22 protein-coding genes and 2 riboswitches are annotated in these 22171 nt (G+C 68.9%); of the genes, 8 read left to right on the forward strand and 14 right to left on the reverse strand.

Translation table 11 applies throughout. From position 1 onward, the window contains the following. Nucleotides 1-74 precede the first annotated feature (74 nt). The 3 genes from HHL11_RS22240 (at nucleotide 75) to HHL11_RS22250 (ending at nucleotide 2879) form a co-directional block, all read left to right on the forward strand. Nucleotides 75-1046 carry a TRAP transporter substrate-binding protein gene (locus HHL11_RS22240; protein WP_169420744.1) on the forward strand — a complete coding sequence of 324 codons (972 nt, stop codon included), beginning with the start codon at nucleotides 75-77 and terminating at the stop codon, nucleotides 1044-1046. Nucleotides 1047-1110: 64 nt separating this feature from the next. Then, on the forward strand, nucleotides 1111-1605 hold the full coding sequence (locus HHL11_RS22245) for a TRAP transporter small permease (protein WP_169420745.1): 495 nt from the start codon (nucleotides 1111-1113) through the stop codon (nucleotides 1603-1605). Further along, nucleotides 1602-2879 (forward strand): TRAP transporter large permease, encoded by a 1278-nt coding sequence (locus HHL11_RS22250; protein WP_169420746.1) that lies wholly within the window; start codon nucleotides 1602-1604, stop codon nucleotides 2877-2879. The genes HHL11_RS22245 and HHL11_RS22250 overlap by 4 nt, the downstream gene beginning before the upstream one ends. Nucleotides 2880-2921: 42 nt before the next feature. Here HHL11_RS22250 and adhP read toward each other — a convergent pair whose 3' ends face one another. From adhP to HHL11_RS22290, 8 genes are all read right to left on the reverse strand, one after another. Continuing rightward, a complete protein-coding gene (gene adhP / locus HHL11_RS22255; RefSeq protein WP_169420747.1) occupies nucleotides 2922-3947 on the reverse strand; it encodes an alcohol dehydrogenase AdhP in 1026 nt (341 codons plus the stop codon). A gap of 79 nt (nucleotides 3948-4026) precedes the next feature. Beyond that, entirely contained in the window at nucleotides 4027-4629 is a 603-nt protein-coding gene (locus HHL11_RS22260; protein WP_169420748.1) for a fumarate hydratase C-terminal domain-containing protein, read from the reverse strand. After that, nucleotides 4626-5495: a fumarate hydratase gene (locus HHL11_RS22265; protein ID WP_169420749.1), complete on the reverse strand. Its 870-nt coding sequence runs from the start codon at nucleotides 5493-5495 to the stop codon at nucleotides 4626-4628. The genes HHL11_RS22260 and HHL11_RS22265 overlap by 4 nt, the downstream gene beginning before the upstream one ends. Before the next feature lie 9 nt (nucleotides 5496-5504). Further along, nucleotides 5505-6485: a ketopantoate reductase family protein gene (locus HHL11_RS22270; RefSeq protein WP_169420750.1), complete on the reverse strand. Its 981-nt coding sequence runs from the start codon at nucleotides 6483-6485 to the stop codon at nucleotides 5505-5507. After that, nucleotides 6482-7336 (reverse strand): cupin domain-containing protein, encoded by an 855-nt coding sequence (locus tag HHL11_RS22275; RefSeq protein WP_169420751.1) that lies wholly within the window; start codon nucleotides 7334-7336, stop codon nucleotides 6482-6484. Before HHL11_RS22275 ends, HHL11_RS22270 begins: the two co-directional genes overlap by 4 nt. Beyond that, nucleotides 7336-8262 carry an amidohydrolase family protein gene (locus tag HHL11_RS22280; protein ID WP_169420752.1) on the reverse strand — a complete coding sequence of 309 codons (927 nt, stop codon included), beginning with the start codon at nucleotides 8260-8262 and terminating at the stop codon, nucleotides 7336-7338. Before HHL11_RS22280 ends, HHL11_RS22275 begins: the two co-directional genes overlap by 1 nt. A 5-nt stretch (nucleotides 8263-8267) precedes the next feature. After that, nucleotides 8268-9230, reverse strand: coding sequence for a Bug family tripartite tricarboxylate transporter substrate binding protein (locus HHL11_RS22285; RefSeq protein WP_169420753.1), 963 nt, complete (start codon nucleotides 9228-9230; stop codon nucleotides 8268-8270). A gap of 86 nt (nucleotides 9231-9316) precedes the next feature. Beyond that, on the reverse strand, nucleotides 9317-10093 hold the full coding sequence (locus HHL11_RS22290) for a DNA-binding transcriptional regulator (protein ID WP_169420754.1): 777 nt from the start codon (nucleotides 10091-10093) through the stop codon (nucleotides 9317-9319). A gap of 60 nt (nucleotides 10094-10153) precedes the next feature. Then, a riboswitch (glycine riboswitch) is annotated at nucleotides 10154-10234 on the forward strand. A gap of 9 nt (nucleotides 10235-10243) precedes the next feature. After that, nucleotides 10244-10351: riboswitch (glycine riboswitch) on the forward strand. A gap of 44 nt (nucleotides 10352-10395) precedes the next feature. Between HHL11_RS22290 and gcvT the strand changes: the two genes are divergently transcribed. The 3 genes from gcvT to gcvP are packed head-to-tail and all read left to right on the forward strand — an operon-like array spanning nucleotide 10396 to nucleotide 14874. Continuing rightward, nucleotides 10396-11526 (forward strand): glycine cleavage system aminomethyltransferase GcvT, encoded by a 1131-nt coding sequence (gcvT, locus tag HHL11_RS22295; RefSeq protein ID WP_169420755.1) that lies wholly within the window; start codon nucleotides 10396-10398, stop codon nucleotides 11524-11526. A gap of 25 nt (nucleotides 11527-11551) precedes the next feature. Continuing rightward, on the forward strand, nucleotides 11552-11929 hold the full coding sequence (gcvH, locus tag HHL11_RS22300) for a glycine cleavage system protein GcvH (protein ID WP_169420756.1): 378 nt from the start codon (nucleotides 11552-11554) through the stop codon (nucleotides 11927-11929). 53 nt (nucleotides 11930-11982) lie between these two features. Next, nucleotides 11983-14874 carry an aminomethyl-transferring glycine dehydrogenase gene (gcvP, locus tag HHL11_RS22305; RefSeq protein WP_169420757.1) on the forward strand — a complete coding sequence of 964 codons (2892 nt, stop codon included), beginning with the start codon at nucleotides 11983-11985 and terminating at the stop codon, nucleotides 14872-14874. 4 nt (nucleotides 14875-14878) lie between these two features. On the opposite strand, the gene HHL11_RS22310 is transcribed toward gcvP, so the two are convergent. Continuing rightward, a complete protein-coding gene (locus HHL11_RS22310) occupies nucleotides 14879-17332 on the reverse strand; it encodes a mechanosensitive ion channel family protein (protein ID WP_342593259.1) in 2454 nt (817 codons plus the stop codon). Between the two features lie 172 nt (nucleotides 17333-17504). On the opposite strand from HHL11_RS22310, the gene HHL11_RS22315 reads away from it, so the two are divergent. After that, a complete protein-coding gene (locus HHL11_RS22315; protein ID WP_169420758.1) occupies nucleotides 17505-17897 on the forward strand; it encodes a response regulator in 393 nt (130 codons plus the stop codon). 49 nt (nucleotides 17898-17946) lie between these two features. On the opposite strand, the gene HHL11_RS22320 is transcribed toward HHL11_RS22315, so the two are convergent. The 5 genes from HHL11_RS22320 to aroC all read right to left on the reverse strand — a co-directional run bounded on the left by HHL11_RS22320 (nucleotide 17947) and on the right by aroC (nucleotide 21652). Further along, complete coding sequence (locus HHL11_RS22320; protein ID WP_169420759.1) at nucleotides 17947-18603, reverse strand: DsbA family oxidoreductase; 657 nt, start codon at nucleotides 18601-18603, stop codon at nucleotides 17947-17949. Between the two features lie 119 nt (nucleotides 18604-18722). Further along, on the reverse strand, nucleotides 18723-19727 hold the full coding sequence (locus HHL11_RS22325) for an SDR family oxidoreductase (protein ID WP_169420760.1): 1005 nt from the start codon (nucleotides 19725-19727) through the stop codon (nucleotides 18723-18725). A 91-nt stretch (nucleotides 19728-19818) separates the two neighbouring features. After that, nucleotides 19819-20007, reverse strand: a complete 189-nt coding sequence (locus HHL11_RS22330) for a DUF3606 domain-containing protein (protein ID WP_169420761.1) — start codon at nucleotides 20005-20007, stop codon at nucleotides 19819-19821. A 78-nt stretch (nucleotides 20008-20085) separates the two neighbouring features. Beyond that, a complete protein-coding gene (locus HHL11_RS22335; RefSeq protein ID WP_169420762.1) occupies nucleotides 20086-20487 on the reverse strand; it encodes a hypothetical protein in 402 nt (133 codons plus the stop codon). 67 nt (nucleotides 20488-20554) lie between these two features. Then, entirely contained in the window at nucleotides 20555-21652 is a 1098-nt protein-coding gene (gene aroC / locus HHL11_RS22340; protein ID WP_169420763.1) for a chorismate synthase, read from the reverse strand. A gap of 81 nt (nucleotides 21653-21733) precedes the next feature. Between aroC and HHL11_RS22345 the strand changes: the two genes are divergently transcribed. After that, nucleotides 21734-22156, forward strand: coding sequence for a cupin domain-containing protein (locus HHL11_RS22345; RefSeq protein WP_169420764.1), 423 nt, complete (start codon nucleotides 21734-21736; stop codon nucleotides 22154-22156). Nucleotides 22157-22171 lie beyond the last annotated feature (15 nt).

The following is a 22171-nucleotide window of genomic DNA, read 5'->3' on the forward strand; positions in this document are numbered from 1 at the left end:
GGTGGTGCCCTTCCCTCCTGCCGTGCATAGTGGTCCGCGCAAAGCTGTCCACAACACCCCGCAGGAGACCCCGCATGAAGTTCACCCGCCTCGCCGCTGCCCTGGCTGCCGGCCTGCTGGCCTGCTCGCTCGCCAGCGCGCAGACCACGATGAAGATCAGCATTTCCACCGCCCAGAACTCGCACCAGGGCGTGGCCATCGACACATTTGCCAAGGAAGTCGAGAAGCGGACCAGCGGCCGCTACAAGATCCAGACCTTCTACAACGGCTCGCTGGGCGGCGAGCGCGAGTCGATCGAAGCCGTGCAGCTGGGCACCCAGGAGCTGACCTTCAGCTCCACCGGCCCGGTGCCGAACTTCGTGCCGGAAACCAAGATCCTGGACGTGCCCTTCCTGTTCCGCGACAAGGCCCACGCCCGCGCGGTGCTGGACGGCCCGATCGGCCAGGAGATGCTGACCAAGTTCGACGCCAAGGGCTTCAAGGCGCTGGCCTGGGCGGAGAACGGCTTCCGCCACATGACCAACAGCAAGCGCGACGTCAAGCTGCCCGAGGACCTGAAGGGCCTGAAGATGCGCACCATGGAGAACCCGGTGCACATCGCGGCCTACAAGGGCTTCGGCATCATCACCACGCCCATGGCCTTCCCCGAAGTCTTCACCGCGCTGCAGCAGGGCACGGTGGACGGCCAGGAGAACCCGCTGTCGGTGATCATCTCCGCCAAGTTCGACCAGGTGCAGAAGCACCTGACCTTGACCGGGCACGTCTACTCGCCCTGCATCTTCCTGATGAACAAGGCGTCCTTCGACAAGCTGTCGGCGGCCGACAAGACCGCCTTCCTGGAAGCCGCCAAGGTGGCGACCAAGGCCAACCGCGACCGCGTCGACGAGGACGACGCCAAGGGCGTGGCCGACCTGCGCGCCAAGGGCATGACGGTCATCGACAACATCGACAAGACCAAGTTCGTGGCCGCGCTCGCGCCGGTGGAAGCCGACTTCGAGAAGCAGTTCGGCAAGGCGAACCTGGACAAGATCCGGAACTACAAGTAACGCCTCCGCGACCGGAGGAAGAGGGAAGGCCCGCGCACGCGGGCCTTTTCGCGAGAGGAGGACCATGAAAGACAAGTTCCTGCGCTTCGAGCGCTTCACCAGCGGGCTGGCCATGGGCGGCGCCTGCCTCATGCTGGTGGTGGCCAGCTTGCTCGGCCTGTTCCAGATCATCACCCGCTTCGTGCTGGAGCAGCCGGCCGAATGGAGCGAGATCCTGATCCGCCTGGCGCTGATCTGGATGGTGTTCCTGGGCATTCCCACCGCCTTCCGCCAGGGCGCGATGGTCAGCGTCGACGTTCTGTACCGCATGACCCGCGGCCACGCCCGCCGCCTGCTGGACTGGCTGGTGGCCATCGCCGCGATGGTGCTGGTGCTGGTGATTCTCTGGTGGGGCTGGGATTACGCGGTGCGCGGCCGCGTGCAATCGATGGCCGGGCTGGAGTCGATCTCGATGTTCTGGGGCTACCTGGCCTTGCCGGTGGGCGCGCTTTTCTCGATCCTCGGCGTCATCGGCAACCTCATCGACCCTGTCCGCGAAGAACTGGAGACCGCGCAATGACGTCGGCCATGCTCGGAACCATGGTGCTGTGCTTCGCGCTCAGCGTCTCGGTCGCCGTTTCCATCGGCCTGTCGGCCATCCTGGGCATCCAGGTCACCAACGCCAACATGCTCATCTCCGTGAAGGAGATGTTCAATTCGATCAACAAGTTTCCGCTCGCGGCCATCCCTTTCTTCATCCTGGCCGGCAACCTGATGGAAACCGGCGGCATCTCGCGCCGGCTGGTCGAATTCGCCAAGAGCATCGTCGGCGGCGTGCAGGGCGGCCTGCCCATGACCTGCGTGCTCACCTGCATGATCTTCGCCGCGGTCTCGGGCTCCTCGGTGGCGACCACCTTCGCCATCGGCGCCATCCTGATCCCGGCGCTCATCAAGCACGGCTACCCGACCAACTACGCCGCGGCCCTGCAGGCCACCAGCGCGGAACTGGGCGTGATCATCCCGCCCTCGATCCCGATGATCCTGTACGGCGTCAGCGCCGAAGTCTCCATCGGCGAGCTGTTCATCGCCGGCTTCGGTCCCGGCATCCTGATCGGCGGCGCACTGATGCTGTTCGTCTGGGCCTACTGCAAGTGGAAGGGCTGGGGCAAGAACGACGGCGAGGGCCGCCTGCCCTTCGGCCGTGCGCTGTGGCAGGCCGGCTGGGCGCTGATGATGCCGGTGATCATCCTGGGCGGCATCTACGGCGGCATCTTCACGCCGACGGAGGCCTCGGCCGTCGCGGTGTTCTACGCGCTGGTCGTCGGCATGGCGATCTACCGCGAGATCGGCGTGCGCGACCTCTACGCCATCCTGCGCAAGTCGGTCATCTCCTCGGCGGTGATCATGTTCATCATCGCCAACGCCGGCCTGTTCGCCTTCCTGATCACGCGCGCCGGGGTGCCCGAGGCCATCGGCCGCTGGCTCGAAAGCGTGCTGCAGAGCCCGCACATGTTCCTGCTGGGCGTGAACGCGGCGCTGTTCGTGATCGGCATGTTCATCGAGACCAGCGCCTCCATCATCGTGCTGGCGCCCATCCTGGCGCCGGTGGCCCAGCACTTCGGGATCGACCCGGTGCACTTCGGCCTGATCATGGTGGTGAACCTGGCTCTGGGCATGATCACGCCGCCCTTCGGCGTCAACCTGTTCGCCGCCTGCACGGTGGCGAAGATCTCGCTGGACCGGATCGTCCCGCGGCTGATTCCGTTCGTGCTGGTGGTGCTGGCCTGCCTGATGGTGGTCACCTACGTGCCGGCGCTGTCGCTGGGGCTGCGGGACCTCGTCTATCACAAGTAGTGCCTGGTGCGCAGCGGAGCTGCGCACCCTACGCCATCAAGGTCAAGACATCTTCAGCACCACGCGGCCTTCGATCTGCCCTTCGCGCAGGCGGCCGAAGATCGCGTTGATGTTCTCCAGCCGGTCCTCGCTGCAGACCGTGTGCACCTTGCCTTCGCCCGCGAAGGCAAGGGCCTCCTGCAAGTCCTTGCGGGTGCCGACAATCGAGCCGCGGACCGTCTTCGCATTGAGCACCACGTCGAAGATCGGCAGCCCGAACTCGCCGGGCGGCAGCCCCACCAGCGCCATCGTGCCGCGCTTGTGCAGCATGCCCAGGCCCTGGCTGAAGGCCGGCCGCGAGGCCGCCGTCACCAGCACGCCGTGCGCGCCACGCAGCTCGCGCTGCAGCACCCGCACCGGGTCGTCGGTCTTGGCGTTGACGGTGAGGTCCGCGCCGATGTCGGTCGCCAGCCGCAGCTTCTCGTCGTCGACGTCGACCGCCGCGACGTGGAAGCCCATGGCCTTCGCATACTGCACCGCCATGTGCCCCAGGCCGCCGACGCCGGAGATGGCGACCCAATCGCCCGGCTTGCAATCCAGCACCTTCAGTCCCTTGTAGACGGTGACGCCGGCGCACAGGATCGGCGAGATCTCCGTGAAGCCGATGTTCGCGGGCAGCTGGCCCACATAGGCCGGGTCGGCCAACACGTAGTCCGCGTAGCTGCCGTTCACGGTGTAGCCGGTCATCTGCTGCGAGTCGCACAGCGTCTCCCAGCCGGTGATGCAGTGCTCGCAGCGCCCGCAGGCCGTGTGCAGCCAGGGCACGCCGACGCGGTCGCCTTCCTTCACGTCCTTGACGCCCGCGCCCACCGCGGCGACGTGGCCGACGCCCTCGTGGCCCGGGATCAAGGGCAGGCCCGGCTTCACTGGCCAGTCACCGTCGGCCGCGTGCAGGTCCGTGTGGCACACGCCGCAGGCCGCGACGCGCACCAGCACCGAGCCCGGCTGCACCTCGGGCACCGGGACCTCCTCGATCTCCAGCGGCTTGCCGAAGGCCTTGACGACGGCGGCTTTCATCTTGCTGGCCATGGATGCGCTCCTCTGTGCGGAGACGCATCGTGGAGCGCAGCGCGCCCCGCCAGCAATACGCCACGCGGGCAGCGGGGTCTTAGGCCGCCCGGCCGTCGCGCAGGCTTTGCAGGCGCTGCTTCGCCTGCTCGTGCAGGCGCTCGTAGACGCTGTTGCCGTGCGCGTCGATCGCGACGGTGGCCGGCCCCAGCTCGCTGAGCTCCAGCGTAAGCAGGCGGAACTGCGCGATGTAGTCGGTCCAGTGCACGGCGACGACGCGCTGGATCGCCTGCGACAGCAAGGTGCAGCCACCGCCCAGGAAGGACAGGTAGGCGCAGCCCTGGCGCTGCATCGCCTCGACGCTGGCGTGGTCCAGCCCGCCCTTGCCGCCCACCAGCCGCAGCCCGCAACCTTCGATCAGGCGCGGCATGAAGGCGTTGTAGCGCGTGCTGGTCGTCGGGTTCAGGTACAGCGCCTCGTGGCTTTCGCCATCGGCGCTTTCGCGGTTGAAGCAGCTCAGGTGGAAGAAGGCGCCGTCCTTCAAGTCCACCGGCAAGGGCGTGCCCGCGTCCAGGTGCTCCACCATGCGCTGGTGCGTCGGCAGGCCGATGCTCATCGTGGCCTGCCCGCTCAAGGTCACCATCTCGCCGACCTCGAGGCCGTCGATGTCGGCACGGGACAGCGGCAGTTGCAGGTGCTTCATTCGATGCGCTCCACCCGGCCGTCCGCATGGATGCGGGCCCGCGTGCGGCGGTTGATCCAGCAGTTCAGGCTCACAGCCACCGGCACGAAACCGTGCGAGGCCGAATAGTTGATGTGCACGGCCATCGCCGTGGTGTCGCCGCCGGTGCCCATGGGGCCGAAGCCCAGCGTGTTGATCGCCTGCAGCAGGCGCTGCTCCATGCCGGCCAGCACCGGCTCCGGATTCACTTGGCCGAAGGGCCGCAGCACGGCTTCCTTGGCGATGCGCGCCGCGTGGTCGAAGGTGCCGCCTATGCCCACGCCCACCACGATCGGCGGACAGGCCTGCGAGCCGGAGCGCAGCACGACGTCGAGCACGTAGTCCTCGATCTGCTGGTGCGTCGGGTAGACGAAGGTCTCCAGCGCCTCCCAGCGGCCCGTACCCATGGCCTTGGGCGCGCAGGTGATGTCCACGTAGTCCGCTTCGTCGATCACGTCGAAGGTGACGATGGGCATGTCCTTGCCCGCGTGGCTGCGCTGGTGCGTCAGCGGGTTGGTCACCATCTTCAGGATCGGCGGGTCGCTGCGCGCCGCCATGCGGGCGAAGCCGTCGACGATGGCCTGGCGCACCGGGCCGTCGAAAGACACGCGGGTGCCGATCTTGATGCTGTAGGTGGGGATGCCCACGTCGGAGCAGACCAGCCCGCCGGTGCTCTCCGCCGCGTCCGCGCTTTTCAGCATGATGCGCAGCGTCTTGCGGCCGGTGTCGTCGCTCTCGCGCGGCGCGGCGGCGGCCAGCGCCGCCTTGGTGTCGTCGGGCACCTTCTTCAGCGACCACTCGTAGAGGTCGGCGGTCAGCTGCGTGATCTGCTCACTGGTGATGGCCATGTTTCTCCTTCAGGCGCCGGGCAGGCCGGCGTGATGGGCGCGCAGGCGCGCGAGCGCCAGCACGCTGGCAAAGGTGGGCACCGGCATCGCCACGGCCGCGGCGCATTCGACCAGGGTGCCCACGATGGCATCGAGTTCCACCGCGCGGCCGGCTTCCAGGTCCTGCAGCATCGAGGTCTTGATGTGGCCCAGCTTGCGCGTCTGCGCGATGCGCTGCACCGGGTCGACGTCCAGCTTCAGGCCGAGGCGCCCGCCGATGGCCAGCGCTTCGCCCATCATGCGCACGAACAGCGCATGCAACTCCGGCTGGTCGATCATTTCGTCGGTGGGCGCGCCGGTCAGCAGGCTCACCGGGTTGAAGCAGGCGTTGCCCAGCAGCTTGATCCAGATGTCGCGGCGGATATCGCTCGAAGGCTGCGCGTCCAGGCCGGCCACCTGCAGGCGCTGCGCGAGCGCGGTCACGCGCTCGCTGTCGCCACCCGCGGGTTCGCCCAGCACCAAGCGGCCGCCGCTGTCGTGCCGCACCACGCCCGGCGCCGGGCAATGGCAGGCGGCGAAGACGCTCAGACCCAGCACGTGCGGCTGGGGCAAGGCCGCTTCGATCGCGCCTTGCGGGTCGACGCTGCGCAGGCGCAGGCCTTCGCAGGGCTGGCCCGCGGACAGGAAGTACCACCAGGGCAGGCCGTTGCCGGCGCTCAGCACCAGGGTGTCGGGCTTCAGCAGGCCTTGCAGCTGCGGCGCCAGCGCAGGAAGCGCCGGGGCCTTCAGCGTGACGAGCACGACGTCTTGCGGCTCGAGCTCGGTGGCGGACGCGACGGCGCGCACCCGCGCCACTTCGCTGCGGCCACCGGACTGCAGCTCGATCCCGTGCGAAGCGATGCGCTCCAGCGTCGCGCCACGGGCGACGACGCTGACGTCCTCGCCCGCCAGCGCCAGCCGTGCGGCCAGCCAGCCGCCGATGGCGCCCGCGCCCACGATCGTGATCTTCATTGCGCCGCCGGCAGCGGGTAGTCGTTCTCGTTGGCCACCTTGCCGGGCTTGCTGGAGAAGTCCATGCGCGGGGGCGCGAAGATGTCCACCAGCCAGGCGCCACCGTCATTGAGGTTGCGGCTGGTGTGGATCACCTTGGGCGGGATCACCGCCAGCGAAGGGCTGCCCATCTCCGGGTGTTCGTCCTCGCGCCAGGCGTTCATGTCCGCCACCCAGGGGTAGCGCAGGTGGTGCACCCAGTCGCCCTTGATCGCGAGCGAGCCCTGCTCGAAATCGGCGTGCTGGTGCGGGCTGAGCTTGCGCACGTCGCGCGCCACCATGCGCGGGGTCATCACGTTCAGCATCAGGTTGGTGCTGCGGAAGATGCGCATGTTGCTGTCGGCCTGCGTGTATTGCGCCAGCGGGTAGTGGCGCAGCTTGAAGCCGTCGGCCGGCGTCGGCCAGGGCACGAGCGGCGCCACGTCGGGCGCGCCGGCGGCGTAGTCGGCGCCGTTGCCGGCCAGCGCCAGCAGGTCGGCGGCGAGGTGCGAGTAGACGCAGACCACCTGGCCCGCGCGCTCCACCACGATCTCGCTGTCGCCGGGCGGCACGATGGTGAGCGACTCGGCGCCGGCCTGCACCTGTTCGCTGCCGGCGCGGATCGTCGCCGTCGCATCGGGCAGGAACACCATGTATTCGTCCACCTGGCCGCGGCGCTGCAGCCTGGCGCCGGCAGCGACCTCGGAGAAGGTGACGATGAAGTTCGCGCCGCGCGCGACCCAGGTGCGCACGCCCGGGGCTTCGATCTGCGGCGCCTGGTCGTACCAGCGGGCGACGGAGCCCGCGCGCAGGGTGGGAGCTGCGGCGCTCATCACTTGGCCCCGCCCTTGGTGAACACGCGGCGGCCGGTGTCGTGCCAGACCTTGCGCTTCTCTTCGGCACTCAGCAGGTCGGACGCATCGACCATGCGTTGCACCATGTCCTGGTACGTGCCGGACGAAGTCCCGATGTCCGAGCCCCACATCACGCGGTCGGCGCCGAACAGGTCGACGGCGCGGCGCAGCACCTTGTTGGCCGGGAAGCCTTCCTCGCGGCAGTGGTCGAGGTTGATCGACGTGAACTTGAAGGAGATGCGCTCGCAGGCGGCCAGTTGCTCCCAGCGTTCGTCCATGCCGAAGTGCTCGCCATGGTGCAGTTCGGGCTCCAGCAGGTGGTCCAGGCAGATGCGCACCTGGGGGAAGCGCTCGGCCAGCTCCAGCAGCGCGGGCACGGCCGGGCCGCCGCCGCCCTGGGCCAGCACTTCCAGGTCCATCACGATGCCGGCTTCGTTGACCACTTCCCAGCTTTTCAGCGCGGCCGGCGAATTGAGCCAGGGCATGCTGCCATCGGGCTGGCGGCCGCCGAACAGGCGCAGGCCGACCAGGTCGTGCTCCTTGACCCACTTGCGCACCAGGTCGGGCGTGCCGGCGTCTTCGGCGTCGAGGATCACCACCGCGGAGAAGATCTCCGGGTGCGCGTCCGACGAGTCGAGGATGTAGCTGTTGTCGTAGCGGTAGACCATGCGCTTCTGCACGGCCACGGCGCCATCGACGTTCTCCGCCTTCATCCAGCCCAGCATGCGCGAGACGTCGGGCACTTCGTTGATGGGGTTCGGGCCGTGGTGGCCACCGGGACGGCCGATCACGCCTGGCGGACGGTAAGGCGCGTCCTTGGAGCGCTGCATCGGGTTGCGCGGGTAGCGCTGCTGGTCGTCGGCGACCAGGTGGGCGTGGGAATCGAAGAAGAGGGGCTGGCTCATGGCAATCAATCCAGGGTGACGTGGGCGTACTCGATGACCTTCTTCCACTTCTCGCTGTCGGTGGCCATCAGGTGGGCGAGTTGCTGCGGGCTGCCGCCCATGGTGGTGGCGCCGAACTGCGCCAGCTTGGCCTTCGCCTCGGGCGTGGCGAGGATCGCGTTGATGTCCTTGTTCAGGCGCTCCACCACCGGGGCGGGCAGGCCCTTGGGACCGGCGATCGCGAGCCACACGGTGGCTTCGGCATTGACGCCCTGCTCCAGCGCGGTCGGCAGGTTGGGCAGGCCGGGGAAGCGCTGCCTGGAGGTGACGGCCAGGCCCTTCAACTTGCCGCTCTGGATCTGCGGCACCAGCGCGGTGATGGGCAGGCAGACGGCGTCGACGGTGCCGCTCAAGGCATCGACAATGGCCGGCGAGTCGCCCTTGTAGGGAACGCTCAGCGCGTGGACCTTGGACTGGACCTTGATCAGTTCGGCGGTGAGGTGGCCGATGGTGCCGTTGCCCGGGTTGCCGATCGACAGCTTGCCCGGCTTGGCGCGCGCCTCGTCCAGGAACTCCTTCAGCGAGTTCACCTTGACGTTGGGATTCACGGCAAAGCCCATCGGGATCTCGCCGACCGCGACGATCGGCGTCAGGTCCTTCAGCGGGTCGAAGGGCATCTGCTTGTAGAGGAACTTGTTGTTCGCCAGCGGGCCCGAGGTGGACAGGACGATGGTGTAGCCGTCCGGCTGGGCGCGCGCGACCACGTCGGTGCCCAGGTTGCCGGCGGCGCCGGCGCGGTTGTCCACCACGACGGTCTGGCCCAGCTTCTGGCCCAGGCCTTGCGCGATCAGGCGGGCGACGGCGTCGGTGCTGCCGCCGGCCGGGAAGGGCACGACCATGGTGATGGGCTTGGACGGCCAGTCCGCCGCGAACGCCGGCGCGATTGCTGCCACCAGGGCTGCCGCGACCAGGGCGGTACGTCTTTTCATTCGGGACTCCTTGGAAAGGCCCGGATGATGGGCGCGGCGCCCGGCCGTGCCAAGCCGAAATTCCGGACTTTCCGCCGCGCGAAAAGTTAGCCCGGACTGGCCAAGGTCTCCAGAGCCCGCGAAATCCCGGCGCTTGCTTGCTGCAGCGGCGGCAGGAAACGTTCAACCGCCTGGTCCACCGTCAGGGCCGAACGGAACCAGGTCAGGCCCAGCGTCGCCACCGCGCGCGGACCTTCGAAGATCGGCAAGGCGATGGTCGACGACTCCGGCCGCACACGCGGGTCGCGCAGCGCGTAGCCGCGCTCGCGCACTTCGGCGAGCATCGCGCGCAACTGCGCTTCGGTCGTCGCCAGCGGCACCTGCTCGCCCTTGCGCGCCAGCATCTCGATGATCGCGTCCTGCTCCGTCGGATCGCAGAACGCGAGATAGGCACGGCCCAACGCCTGCGTGACCAGGCTCAGGCGCATGTTGATCGTCGAATGGAAGAAGGACAGCGGCGAGTGCGGGATGGTGCTGTAGCGCACGACCATCGCGTCGCCATCGCGCACGGCCACCGAGGCCGGCCACTTCAGCTCCTGCGTCACCGCTTCGGCGATCGCCGACGAGGCTTCCACGATGCGCGGCTCGCTGTGATAGCCGCTGGACAGCGCCGTCACTTCGGAAGTGAGGTAGTAGGCGCCGTATTGCGGCGCGCGCCGCACCAGGCCATCGGCCTCCAGGGTCTGCAGCAGCCGCACGATGGTGGACTTGGGCAGGCCCGTCTGCTTGTGCAGCACGTCGACACTGGACACCGGCTGCCGGTTGAGCGCGCGCAGCACCTGCAGCGAGCGGAGCACGACATTGACGGGGGGCGAAGCGGCCATGGGACGGGCGCGAGTGTAGCCGCCGATGCGCGACAGGCAGGTCCACGGCTGAGGCTACAATCCTTCACGTCAGGAGAGAGTTCCTTGCGGGGAACCGCCGAAGGCGTCGAACGCTCAGGCACAAAGGACTGGCAAACGCCTCGCGAGAGGCGTCTCCATGCTGGAGAGAGGCCGCTGCCCGGATGAGCAACGGTCCACCGAAGGAGCAAGCCCCGACACGGGGTGAATCTCTCAGGTAAAGCGGACAGCACGGGCCCACCCATGGTGAAGTACCATGGCCCTCAGCCCCTGTCGGAGTCCGCGTGTCCGCCCCCCAAGAAGAGCTACAGAAGACACCCCTGCATGCATTGCACCTGGAACTCGGTGCGCGCATGGTTCCCTTTGCCGGCTACAGCATGCCGGTGCAATATCCCGCCGGCCTGATGGCCGAGCACCACCACACGCGCACCGCCGCCGGCCTGTTCGACGTCTCGCACATGGGCCAGCTGCGGCTGGCCGGCCCGCAGGCCGCTGCTGCCTTCGAAACGCTGATGCCGGTGGACGTGATCGACCTCGCGCCCGGCAAGCAGCGCTACGGGCTGCTGCTCACGAACGAAGGCACGATCATCGACGACCTGATGTTCGTCAATCGCGGCACCGAGCTGTTCGTGGTGGTCAACGGCGCCTGCAAGGCCGGCGACATCGCGCATATCCAGGAACACATCGGCTCGCGCTGCCAGGTGCAGCCGCTGCCCGATCGCGCGCTGCTCGCCTTGCAGGGCCCGAAGGCGGTGGATGCGCTGAAGCGCGTGCTGCCTGGCGTCGAGAAGCTGGTGTTCATGACCGGCGCCGCGATCCAGTGGCAAGCCGCCGAACTGTTCGTCACGCGCAGCGGCTACACCGGCGAGGACGGCTTCGAGATCTCGGTGCCGGCCGCGCAGGCCGAAGCGTTCGCACGCGCCCTGCTCGCCGAGCCTGAAGTCAAGCCGATCGGCCTCGGCGCGCGCAATTCGCTGCGGCTGGAAGCCGGCCTCTGCCTGTACGGCAACGACATCGACACGACGACCACGCCGGTGGAAGCCGCGCTGACCTGGGCCATCCAGAAGGTGCGCCGCACCGGTGGCGCCCGCGCCGGCGGCTTCCCGGGCGCGCAGCGCGTGCTGGCGCAGCTCGATGGCACGGAAGCCATCGCGCGCAAGCGCGTGGGCCTGGTGGCGCTGGAGCGCGTGCCGGTACGCGAGCACACGCCGCTGCAGGACGCGCAAGGCCTGCAGGTCGGCGAAGTGACCAGCGGCCTGCTCGCCCCCACGGCGGACCAGCCGGTCGCGATGGGCTATGTGCCGCCGCAGCTTTCCGCCGCGGGCACGCGCGTCAACGCCGTCGTGCGCGGCAAGTCCGTCCCCATGGAAGTGCGCACCATGCCCTTCGTCCCCAACCGTTACTACCGCGGTTAGCCGCCGCCAGGAAGGAGAAAGAAACATGACCGTCAAGTACACGCCCGATCACGAGTGGATCCAGCTGGAGGACCACGAAGCGGCCGTCGTCGGCATCACCCTGCACGCGCAGGACGCGCTGGGCGACGTGGTCTTCGTGGACCTGCCCGAAGTGGGGCGCAGCTATGCCAAGGGTGAAGTGGCGGGCGTGGTGGAGTCGGTGAAGGCCGCCGCCGACGTGTACATGCCCATCGCCGGCGAGGTGACCGAAGTCAACGAGGAACTGCGCAGCAACCCCTCGCTGGCCAACAAGGACCCCATGGGCAACGGCTGGTTCTTCAAGATCCTGATCAAGGACATGGCGGAATTCGACGTCCTGATGGACGAGCCGGACTACCACAAGTTCACCAAAGAGAACGCGTGATCCCGGCGGGCGCAGCCCGCCATGACGACAAGAAGCGCAAGTACGGAGCCTGAATGTTGATGCAATCCGCCCGGCCGCTCGGCGAGCTGGAAAACCCGTCCGAGTTCATCCCGCGCCATATCGGCGTGTCGGAGGAGGACGAGCGCCACATGCTGTCGGTGATCGGCGAGGCCTCGCGCCGCGCCCTGATCGACAGCATCGTCCCGCGTTCCATCGCGCGCGGCACGGCCATGCAGTTGCCGCCCGCCACCACGGAAGCGGCGGCGCTCGGCGAGCTGAAGGCGATTGCACAGCGCAACCAGGTCTTCAAGAGCTTCATCGGCCAGGGCTACTACGGCACCCACACGCCAGGCGTCATCCTGCGCAACATCCTGGAGAACCCGGCCTGGTACACGGCCTACACGCCCTACCAGGCGGAGATCAGCCAGGGCCGCATGGAAGCGCTGGTGAACTTCCAGACCATGGTGTGCGACCTGACGGGCATGCCCATCGCCAATGCGTCGATGCTCGATGAAGCGACGGCCGCGGCCGAAGCGATGACGCTTGCCAGGCGCAGCGTCAAGAGCAGGAGCAACACCATCGTGGTCGCCGGCGACTGCCATCCGCAGACCATCGAGGTGCTGCAGACGCGCGCGAAGCCGCTGGGCATCGAGTTGGTGCTGGCCAATTCGCACGAACAATGGGTGAAGGCGATCGCCGGCGACTACTTCGCCGTGCTGGCCCAGTACCCCAGCACCAGCGGCCGCATCGACGACCTGCGGCTGGACGTGGAGACGGTCCACGCCAAGCAGGCCGCCTTCATCGTCGCCGCCGACCTGCTGGCACTCACGCTGCTGGTCCCGCCCGGTGAATTCAATGCGGACATCGTGTGCGGCAGCACGCAGCGCTTCGGCATGCCCATGGGCGCCGGCGGCCCGCATGCCGCCTTCCTGGCCTGCCGCGACGAATACAAGCGCTCGCTGCCCGGCCGCCTGGTCGGCGTCAGCGTCGACGTGCATGGCAACCCGGCCTACCGCCTCGCGCTGCAGACGCGCGAACAGCACATCCGCCGCGAGAAGGCCACTTCCAACATCTGCACGGCGCAGGTGCTGCCGGCCGTGGTGGCCAGCATGTACGCCGTGTACCACGGGCCGCAAGGCCTGAAGCGCATCGCGCAGCGCGTGGCCAGCTACACCGTCATCCTCGCCAAGGGCCTGGAGCAGCTGGGGCACAAGCCGCGCGCGGCCGCCTATTTCGACACCGTCTCGCTGCACACCGGTGAAGCGACCGATGCGCTCATCGCCAAGGGCCATGCGCTGCGCGCCAACCTGCGCAAGGACTGGGTCGAATACATCTACATCTCGCTGGACGAGACGACCACCCGCGACGACATCAAGCTGCTGTGGACCATCTTCGCCAAGCCGGGCCAGCAGCTGCCGGACTTCGCCCAGTTCGAGAAAGGCGTCGAGCCCGCGATCCCGCAGGCGCTGCGCCGCACCAGCGGGTTCCTGGCGCACCCGGTCTTCAACTCGCACCACAGCGAGACCGGCATGCTGCGGTATATCCGGGGCCTGTCGGACAAGGACCTGGCGCTGGACCGCAGCATGATCCCGCTGGGCAGCTGCACGATGAAGCTGAACGCCACCAGCGAGATGATCCCCATCACTTGGCCGGAGTTCGCGCACGTGCACCCCTTCGCGCCGCGCGACCAGCTGCAAGGCTACGCGGAGCTGGACGAACAGCTGCGCGCCTGGCTGTGCCAGGCCACGGGCTATGCGGGCATCAGCCTGCAACCCAACGCCGGCTCGCAGGGTGAATACGCCGGCCTGCTCGCCATCCAGGCGTGGCACGCGAGCCGCGGCCAGGCGCACCGCAACGTCTGCCTGATCCCCTCTTCCGCGCACGGCACCAACCCGGCCAGCGCGCAGATGGCGGGCATGAAGGTGGTGGTGACGGCCTGCGACGACATGGGCAACGTCGACCTGGACGACCTGCGGCTGAAGTGCGAGCAGTACAGCGAGCATCTCGCCTGCATCATGATCACCTACCCGAGCACGCACGGCGTGTTCGAGACGCAGGTCAAGGAGTTGTGCGCGCTGGTGCACGAGCACGGCGGCCGTGTGTACGTGGACGGCGCCAACATGAACGCGCTGGTGGGCGTGGCCGCGCCGGGCGAATTCGGCGGCGACGTCAGCCACCTGAACCTGCACAAGACTTTCTGCATTCCCCACGGCGGCGGCGGCCCGGGCGTCGGCCCCGTCTGCGTGGTCGAAGACCTGGTGCCCTTCCTGCCCGGGCACAAGTCCGGCGGCCTGCCGGAGCACGCGGTCGGTGCGGTGTCGGCCGCGCCGCTGGGCAACGCCGCGGTGCTGCCGATCTCGTGGATGTACGTCCGCATGATGGGCGCCGAAGGCCTGCAGCACGCGACCGAAACCGCGATCCTCAGCGCCAACTACATCAGCACGCGCCTGCGCGAGCACTACCCCACGCTGTACGCCAGCAAGAACGGGCACGTCGCGCACGAGTGCATCCTGGACCTGCGGCCGCTGAAGGACAGCTGCGGCGTGATGGCCGAGGACGTGGCGAAGCGCCTGGCCGACTACGGCTTCCACGCGCCCACGCTCAGCTTCCCGGTGCCCAACACCTTGATGGTGGAACCGACCGAGAGCGAGACGCTGGAAGAGATCGACCGCTTCATAGCCGCGATGGTCGCGATCCGCGAGGAGATCCGGAAAGTCGAGCGCGGCGAGTGGCCGCAGGACGACAACCCGCTGAAGAACGCGCCGCACACGGCCGCGACCTTGCTGAAGGGCGAGTGGAAGCACGCCTATCCGCGCGAAGTGGGCGCGGCGGTGCTGGACGAGCGCCGCCACGCCAAGTACTGGCCGCCGGTGGGGCGCGTGGACAACGTCTACGGCGACCGCAACCTGTTCTGCAGCTGCGTGCCGATGTCGGCTTACGAGTGACGCGTCACCGCGGCGGCTGAGGCCGCAGCACGGCCTCGGCTTCCGGCGACACGCTGCGCAGGTTCAGGTCCCGCTGCGGGAAGGGGAAGCGCAGGCCGGCGGCCGTCACGGCGTCGTGGATCCGCGTGACGAGCGCGCTGCGCGTCGTGGCGGAAGCGTCGAAATCCTCGCACCACGCCCGCACGACGAAGTCCAGCGAGTTGGCGCCCAGGCCCTGGAACAACACCTGCGGCGCTGGCTGCGCCGCGATGCCGGGCGTCGCGCCCGCGGTCGCCAGCAGCAGCTCGATGGCCCGGGCCGGTTCGCAGCCATATTCGAGCCCGACGTTCACCTCCACCCGGCGCCGGCGATCCACCAGCGTCCAGTTGGTCAAGTTGCCGGAGAGCAGCGAGCCGTTGGGGACCACCACGTCGGCGCCATCGAAGGTGCGCAGCACCGTCGCGCGCAGGCCGATCGTGCGCACTTCGCCGGTGATTCCACCCATCTCGACGACGTCGCCGACGCGCAGCGGGCGTTCCACCATCAGCACCAGTCCGGACACGAAGTTGTTGACCAGGGCCTGCAGCCCGAAGCCGATGCCCACGCCCAGCGCGCCGAACACCAGCGCCAGCTGGCTGACCCGGAAGCCGGCGGCCGACAGCGCCAGCACGAAGCCCAGCAGCAGCATCGCGTAGTAGGCGAGCGAGGCCACGCTGCTGCCCACGCCCTGCGGCACCTCCAGGCGCGGCAGCATCTCGTCGCGCAGCAGCAGCCGCACCAGCCGAGCCGCGCCCACCGACAGGAACACCGCCAGGAAGAAGACGCACACCCGTCCCAGGCTGAGCGAGATCTCGCCCAGGGTGAGCTCATAGGACAGCAGCTCGGAGGCCGCGCCATAGGCCGGGCGGAAGACGCGGAAGCTGTTCATCGCGTAGGCGGCCCAGCCGGCCAGCGCCGCCACCTTGACCACCCGCACCAACAGCCGCTCCAGCGGCGGGGCGTCGGGCCGCAGCAGGCGCCTGCGGGACCAGCGGGAGCGGTTCATCAGCAGCTGCAGCAACACCACGCAGACCGCCACGCCCACATGGGCCATCAGGGCCAGGTACCCGCTGTCGACCACGCCGTCGACCAGCATCTCCGCCAGCGACAGGTTGCCGGCGACGTTGCTCGCGATCGAAGCGACCAGCAGGCCGACGCTGGCCAGGCCGCCGACGCGCAAGCCCCGGGCCATGGTCCCCGCCTTCCCCGCATTCATCGCGTGCTGCAGGCGCAGCAGCAGCCACAGCATCAGGACCAGCGCCAACACGGCCAGCCCCAGCACATAGACGCGATAGAGCAAGGTGCTGGACATGACCAGGAAGCCGAGCCGGTTCAGCAGGAACAGCCCGCTGGCGACGTAAGGCCACGGCCCCAGCTCCCGCTGGCTCGCCGGCGGCAGCAGGCGCAACACCGGGATGGCCGCCAGCAGCATCGCCAGTTGCTGCGCCATCAGCGGGGCGTCCGGCTCGAACGCCAGCACCGCGGTCACCACCAGCAGCAGCCACAGCGACACCGGCCGGGCCAGGGCGCGCGCGGCGCTGAGTTCCACATCCACCGGCTCCAGTGCGCGCCGGCCGCGCGCCGCCAGGAACAGCACCAGCGGCAGCAACAGCAGCTCCAGCGCGCGGGCGAGGCGGATGCCGTCCGCCAGCGCGTAGTCGCGCAGGAAGCGCGTTTCGATCTCCAGTCCCTCGGCCAGGCTGGCTGCCGCGTCCGTGCCGCCGGCGCCGGGCTGGTAGGCGCGCCACAGCGGCGGCGCATCCAGGCGCAAGAGGCGGCGGTCGATGTCCTGGATGGCGTCGGCCACCTGCCGGCGGCCGGCGACTATGCGGGCATCCAGCGCGTTGGCCTGCTGGCGCAGCGCGATCACGCGCTCCAGCGGCTGCGACAGTCCGCGCTCCACCTGCTGCAGGCGGGCGATCATCGCGTCGACCCGCGTGGCCAGGGCCGCGGGCAGGCCGTCCAGCCCCACGGCGGCGCGCGTGGCCTCCCAGTCCATCCGGCGCCGCGCGATGTCGGCGGCGTCATCCAGCAAGGGCTGCGTGGCGTCGCGCATCTCCCCCTGCCAGCGGTCGAAGCGCCGGGCATCGAAGCGCCAGTGGCGCTCCAGGCTTTCCAGCCGCCGCACCGGCAGCCGGACCAGGTCGCCGGGAGGAAAGGCACGCAGCTTGTCGTCGACCGACGCCGCGATGGCGTCCAGGCTGGGCTGCAGCCTTTCGGCCGGGTCCTGGGCCGCGAACTCGCTGGCCACCCGCTCTGCCTGCCGCTGGTCGCTGTCGGCGCGCGGGATGATCTCGGCGATGGTGATCGGCTTGCGCGCCGCGGTGGCGGCAGGCGCGGCCGCCGGTGGCTCGGCCGGCCGAACCGGGACGGCGGCGAGCAGCAGCCCGGCCGCCAGGCCGCGCAGGAAGGCGCGGTGCGCCAGGCGCAGGTTCAGCACGGCAAGGGTCGCGGTTGCGCTTCCATGACGGGGTGCGCCATCGTACCGGCCCCGGTGGCCGCGGCGCCTTGCCCACAGCCCGTGGGTTCAGCGCCACGCCCCGCGTGCCCCGCCGCGCCCTTCGGCGCAGAATCTGCTGACGCCGGCCCGACCGGCGCAAGGGAGGCTCGCCTTGGCGTTGCAGGCATTCGTGGTGGAGGACCAGCCCCAGATCCGGGACAGCCTGATCGAGGCGCTGGCGGAGCTGGGCAACATCGCCACGGCCGGCCATGCCTCCAACGAAAAGGCCGCGGTCGCCTGGCTGCGCGACCCCGCCCATCCCTGGGACATCGCCATCGTCGACCTCGTGCTGGAGCCGGGCGGCGGCAGCGGCTTCGGCGTGCTGCAAGCCCTGCGCGACCGCGACCCGATCAAGAAGATGATCGTGCTGACCGGCAGCGCCAACCGCGAGGTGCGCCGCCGCTGCGAGGCGCTGGGCGCTGACGCCGTGTTCGACAAGGCGATGGAGACGGAGGCGATGCTGGATTACTGCGTCGCGCTCGCGAGGGCTGCCGGCGGGCATTGAGCTGGGGTGCGCTGGCGCGCAACCCAGCCTACGGACGCCCGCCGCGGATTTATTCGGCCCCGGCGGCGATCTGCCGCAAAGCCTGCTCGAACACCTCCGGCGGCTGGCCGCCCTGGATCAGGTGCCGGTTGTTCACGATGACCGAAGGCACGGCCTGGATGCCCAGTTGCTGGAAGTGCCGCTCCGCCTCGCGCACTTCGTCGGCATAGCGGCCGCTTTGCAGCACCTCTTGCGCCGCGGCGCGGTCGAGGCCCACGCCCTCCACCACATCGAGCAGCACCGCAGGGTCGGAAGGATTGCGCGCCTGCCCATGGTAGGCCTGCAGCAGCGCCATCTTCAGCGCGCGCTGCTGCTGCGCGCCCTGCTCGCCCGCCCACGTGAGCAGGCGATGCGCGTCGAAGGTGTTCCAGATGCGACCGCGGCCTTCCCTACGGAACTCGAAGCCGACGGCAGCGCCGCGATCCGCCATTGCTTCGCGGTTCTTCGCCTGCTGTTCGGCCGTGGCGCCGTACTTCTGCTGGATGTGCTCCGTCACGTCCTGGCCCTCGGGCCCCATCTGCGGATTGAGCTCGAAAGGCTGGAAGCGGATCTCCACCGGCACCTCGGCGCCCAGGTGGTCCAGGGCGCGCTCGAGCGAGGCCAGGCCGACGGCGCACCAGGGGCAGGCCACGTCGGAGACGAAATCGATTTGCAGCGGGGTGGTCATGGAGCACATTCTCGCCGCTTGGCGAAAACCTCGTCATTCCCGCGGAGGCGGGAACCCGGGGCGCTCCAAGCGGCCGCTGGCCTGGATCCCCCCCTTCGCGGGGATGACGATGAGGGGCGTCAGCCCACCGACCCCGTCACCGGCAGCACGATCCCCGTGATGTAGCTGGAGCACGCGGGCGAGGCCAGGAACACATAGGCCGGCGACAGTTCTTCCGGCTGCGCGGGGCGCTTGAAGTCGGTCTGCTTGCCGAACTCCTGCACTTCCTCCGCGCTGCTGTCGGCCGGGTTCAGCGGCGTCCACACCGGGCCGGGCGCCACCGCGTTCACGCGGATGCCCTTCTCCAGCAGGCTGGAGGCCAGCGACATGGTGAAGGCGTGGATGGCGCCCTTGGTCGCCGAGTAGTCCAGAAGCTTCTGGCTGCCTTTGAGGCCCGTCACCGAGCCGGTGTTGATGATGCAGGAGCCTTGCTTCAGGTGCGGCAACGCGGCGCGCGCCATGCGCATGTAGCCCATGATGTTGGTGTTGAAGGTCTCTTCCATGCGCTCGTCGGTGATGTCCTCGAGCGAGTGCGCATGCAGCTGGAAGGCGGCGTTGTTGACGAGGATGTCGAGCCGGTCGAACTCCTCCACCACCTTCTCCACCGACTGCTTGCAGAACGCCGAGTCCTTCACGTCGCCGGGGATCAGCAGGCACTGGCGGCCTTCCTTCTCCACCGACTGCTTCGTCTCCTGCGCGTCCTCGTGCGAGCTCAGGTAGACGATGGCGACGTCGGCGCCTTCGCGCGCGAACAGCACGGCCACGGCCCGGCCTATGCCGGAATCACCGCCGGTGATCAGCGCCACCATGCCCTTCAGCTTGCCGCTGCCCCGGTAGTCGGGCGCGAGGAAATGGGGCTTGAGCTCCATGTCCTTTTCCTGGCCGGGCTTGACCAGGTGCTGCGCCGGCACCTGCTCGGGCTGCTGGCGTGCGCTGGTCTGCACCGCGCCCTGGTCCTTGGACTCGGAACCGCCCTTGCCGGACGGCTCCTTGCGGTCCTGCTCGCGCTGCAGCTCGCGCTGTTTCGCGACCGTCGGCTCGGTCCCGTTGCGGGGCGTGTTCCTGGCGCTCGGTTTGTGGTCCATCGTCGGGGCCTCCTTCTGGCAAACCGCCATCGTGGTCCCGGGCCGGCGGGCGCCGCCGGCGAAAAGCGCGTCGCGCAGCGTCGGAATGCGCCTACTTCTGGCCGTCGCGCTGGCTGCGGATGTAGCGCTGCACATCCTCCATGCGATGGCCGGCGTGCTTGACGGCCATGCGCAGCTCGTCGAGGCTGACGTCGAACAGGCGGCACCAGAACTGCTGGTCCACCTGCTTCGTCAAGTCGATGCGGCGCGTGTCGGATGAGGTTACGGAGCTGTTATCCATGTCTTTGACTCCTTCGGTACAGCCCCATGATGAACCCAAACGCGGCCGCTGGGGGTCGAAGCGCGGTAAACCCCGCCCTCACCGGGGACGCGGCCGCTTGGCCAGGGCGAAGGCCTGGCGCTCGAAATGGTTCTCGCGGTAGGGGTCGCGGCCTCGCAGCAGTTGCACCAGGCTGGACAGCAGGTAGGCCGGCACGAACAGCGGGCCCCAGCGCTCGTACTGCCGCACGTGCACGTGCTCGTGCCGGCGCAGCTGGCTCAGCGCCGGCCGGTCCACGGCCAGGATGACGTGGCCCAGGGTCATCGCGGAAAAGGCCAGCGGCTGCGGCAGGCGCGCGAAGCCGCGGCCTATGAGCCCGCCGCAGAACTCCAGCACGCCCTGTTCCACCCGGCAGGAACCGCCGCAGGCAAGCACCAGCAGCCCCAGGGCCGCGCCGAGCACGGTGTAGGGGCCGGCCCAGAGGTACTTGAGCAGGCGCATGGCGCCATTCTGCGGAAAACCGGCCCTTCCTGCTTGACCGCTTTTCCGATGGGCGTGTAGGCCGGCTTTAAGGGCGCGAGGCCTCGATCGGCGTCAGCGGCAGCAGCACGTCCCCGCACTGGGCCCGGTGCTCCATGGCCATGTCCATGACCACCAGCGCCAGCATGGCCTCGGCAATGGGCGTGGCGCGGATGCCGACGCAGGGATCGTGGCGGCCCTTGGTGACCACCGTGGTCGGCTGGCCTTCGATGTCGATGGTGTCGCGCGGCGTCAGGATGGAGCTGGTCGGCTTGATGGCGATGGACACTTCGAGGTCCTGGCCGGTGCTGATGCCGCCCAGCACGCCGCCGGCGTTGTTGCTGGCGAAACCTTGCGGGGTCAGCGAATCGCCGTGCACCGAGCCGCGCTGCGCGACGCTGCCGAAGCCGGCGCCGATCTCCACGCCCTTGACGGCGTTGATGCCCATCATCGCGTAGGCGATCTGGGCATCGAGCTTGTCGAACAGCGGCTGGCCCAGGCCGACCGGCATGCCGCTGGCGGTGACGCGGATGCGCGCGCCGATGGAGTCGCCGCTCTTGCGCAGGCCGTCCATGTAGGCCTCGAGTTCGCTCACGTCGGCAACGGGCGCGAAGAAGGGATTGTTGGGAACGTGGTCCCAGCTCTCGAAAGGAATCGCGACCTCGCCGATCTGCTGCATGCAGCCGCGGAAGGTAGTCCCGTACTTCTGCTGCAGCCACTTCTTGGCCACCGCGCCCGCCGCCACCATCGGCGCGGTCAGGCGGGCCGAGGCGCGGCCGCCGCCGCGCGGGTCGCGCAGGCCGTACTTCTGCAGGTAGGTGTAGTCGGCGTGGCCCGGGCGGAAGGTGCGGGCGATCGCGCTGTAGTCCTTGCTGCGCTGGTCGGTGTTGCGAATCAGCAGGCAGATGGGCGTGCCGGAAGTGCGGCCTTCGTACACGCCGGACAGGATCTCCACCTTGTCCTCTTCCTGCCGCTGCGTCACGTAGCGGCTGGTGCCGGGACGGCGCCGGTCCAGGTCCGGCTGGATGTCTTCCACCGACAGTTCCAGGCCCGGAGGGCAGCCGTCGATGACGCAGCCGATGGCCGGCCCGTGCGATTCGCCGAAGTTGGTGACGGCGAACAGCCGGCCGAAAGTATTCCCGCTCATGGGCCGGATTATCCCAGAGGGCCGGGAACGCTTCCTGCTACTTCCCGCGCAGGGCGCCCATCGGCGCCAACGGAGAGCACCATGCTGGATCGCACGACGACCGAGTTCTCCCACGTCAAGCCCGGCGACACGGACTACCAGTCCGGCGGCCTGCGCGACTTCTTCCTGTACCGCGACCTCGGCGTGGCCGATGCGACGCGCGGCAAGGTCATCGCGCACCTCGTCAAGGCAAACATGGCACCCGAAAAGGGCACGGGCTGGCACCGCCACGAGGCGGAATTCCAGATCGTGATCATGTTGCAGGGCTGGGCGCGCTTCATGTACGAGGACCAGGAGACGCTGGTGAAGGCCGGCGACTGCGTGCACCAGCGCCCCGGTATCCGCCACTACCTGTTCGACTACTCGCCGGACATGGAGTACCTGGAAATCGTCTCGCCAGCGGACTTCAAGACGGTGGACGTCGAGCCGGTGTGCGAGATCCCGGACCCCACACCCTGGCCTTGAAAGCGGACTTCCGGA

Source organism: Ramlibacter agri (assembly GCF_012927085.1).
Taxonomy (GTDB): Bacteria; Pseudomonadota; Gammaproteobacteria; order Burkholderiales; family Burkholderiaceae_C; genus Ramlibacter; species Ramlibacter agri.

Excerpts from the sequence above, each read along its gene's own strand:
- HHL11_RS22240 (WP_169420744.1), top strand. The coding sequence starts at position 75 with ATGAAGTTCACCCGCCTCGCCGCTGCCCTGGCTGCCGGCCTGCTGGCC.
- HHL11_RS22245 (WP_169420745.1), top strand. The coding sequence starts at position 1,111 with ATGAAAGACAAGTTCCTGCGCTTCGAGCGCTTCACCAGCGGGCTGGCC.
- HHL11_RS22250 (WP_169420746.1), top strand. The coding sequence starts at position 1,602 with ATGACGTCGGCCATGCTCGGAACCATGGTGCTGTGCTTCGCGCTCAGC.
- adhP (WP_169420747.1), bottom strand. The coding sequence starts at position 3,947 with ATGGCCAGCAAGATGAAAGCCGCCGTCGTCAAGGCCTTCGGCAAGCCG.
- HHL11_RS22260 (WP_169420748.1), bottom strand. The coding sequence starts at position 4,629 with ATGAAGCACCTGCAACTGCCGCTGTCCCGTGCCGACATCGACGGCCTC.
- HHL11_RS22265 (WP_169420749.1), bottom strand. The coding sequence starts at position 5,495 with ATGGCCATCACCAGTGAGCAGATCACGCAGCTGACCGCCGACCTCTAC.
- HHL11_RS22270 (WP_169420750.1), bottom strand. The coding sequence starts at position 6,485 with ATGAAGATCACGATCGTGGGCGCGGGCGCCATCGGCGGCTGGCTGGCC.
- HHL11_RS22275 (WP_169420751.1), bottom strand. The coding sequence starts at position 7,336 with ATGAGCGCCGCAGCTCCCACCCTGCGCGCGGGCTCCGTCGCCCGCTGG.
- HHL11_RS22280 (WP_169420752.1), bottom strand. The coding sequence starts at position 8,262 with ATGAGCCAGCCCCTCTTCTTCGATTCCCACGCCCACCTGGTCGCCGAC.
- HHL11_RS22285 (WP_169420753.1), bottom strand. The coding sequence starts at position 9,230 with ATGAAAAGACGTACCGCCCTGGTCGCGGCAGCCCTGGTGGCAGCAATC.
- HHL11_RS22290 (WP_169420754.1), bottom strand. The coding sequence starts at position 10,093 with ATGGCCGCTTCGCCCCCCGTCAATGTCGTGCTCCGCTCGCTGCAGGTG.
- gcvH (WP_169420756.1), top strand. The coding sequence starts at position 11,552 with ATGACCGTCAAGTACACGCCCGATCACGAGTGGATCCAGCTGGAGGAC.
- gcvP (WP_169420757.1), top strand. The coding sequence starts at position 11,983 with ATGTTGATGCAATCCGCCCGGCCGCTCGGCGAGCTGGAAAACCCGTCC.
- HHL11_RS22320 (WP_169420759.1), bottom strand. The coding sequence starts at position 18,603 with ATGACCACCCCGCTGCAAATCGATTTCGTCTCCGACGTGGCCTGCCCC.
- HHL11_RS22325 (WP_169420760.1), bottom strand. The coding sequence starts at position 19,727 with ATGGACCACAAACCGAGCGCCAGGAACACGCCCCGCAACGGGACCGAG.
- HHL11_RS22330 (WP_169420761.1), bottom strand. The coding sequence starts at position 20,007 with ATGGATAACAGCTCCGTAACCTCATCCGACACGCGCCGCATCGACTTG.
- HHL11_RS22335 (WP_169420762.1), bottom strand. The coding sequence starts at position 20,487 with ATGCGCCTGCTCAAGTACCTCTGGGCCGGCCCCTACACCGTGCTCGGC.
- aroC (WP_169420763.1), bottom strand. The coding sequence starts at position 21,652 with ATGAGCGGGAATACTTTCGGCCGGCTGTTCGCCGTCACCAACTTCGGC.
- HHL11_RS22345 (WP_169420764.1), top strand. The coding sequence starts at position 21,734 with ATGCTGGATCGCACGACGACCGAGTTCTCCCACGTCAAGCCCGGCGAC.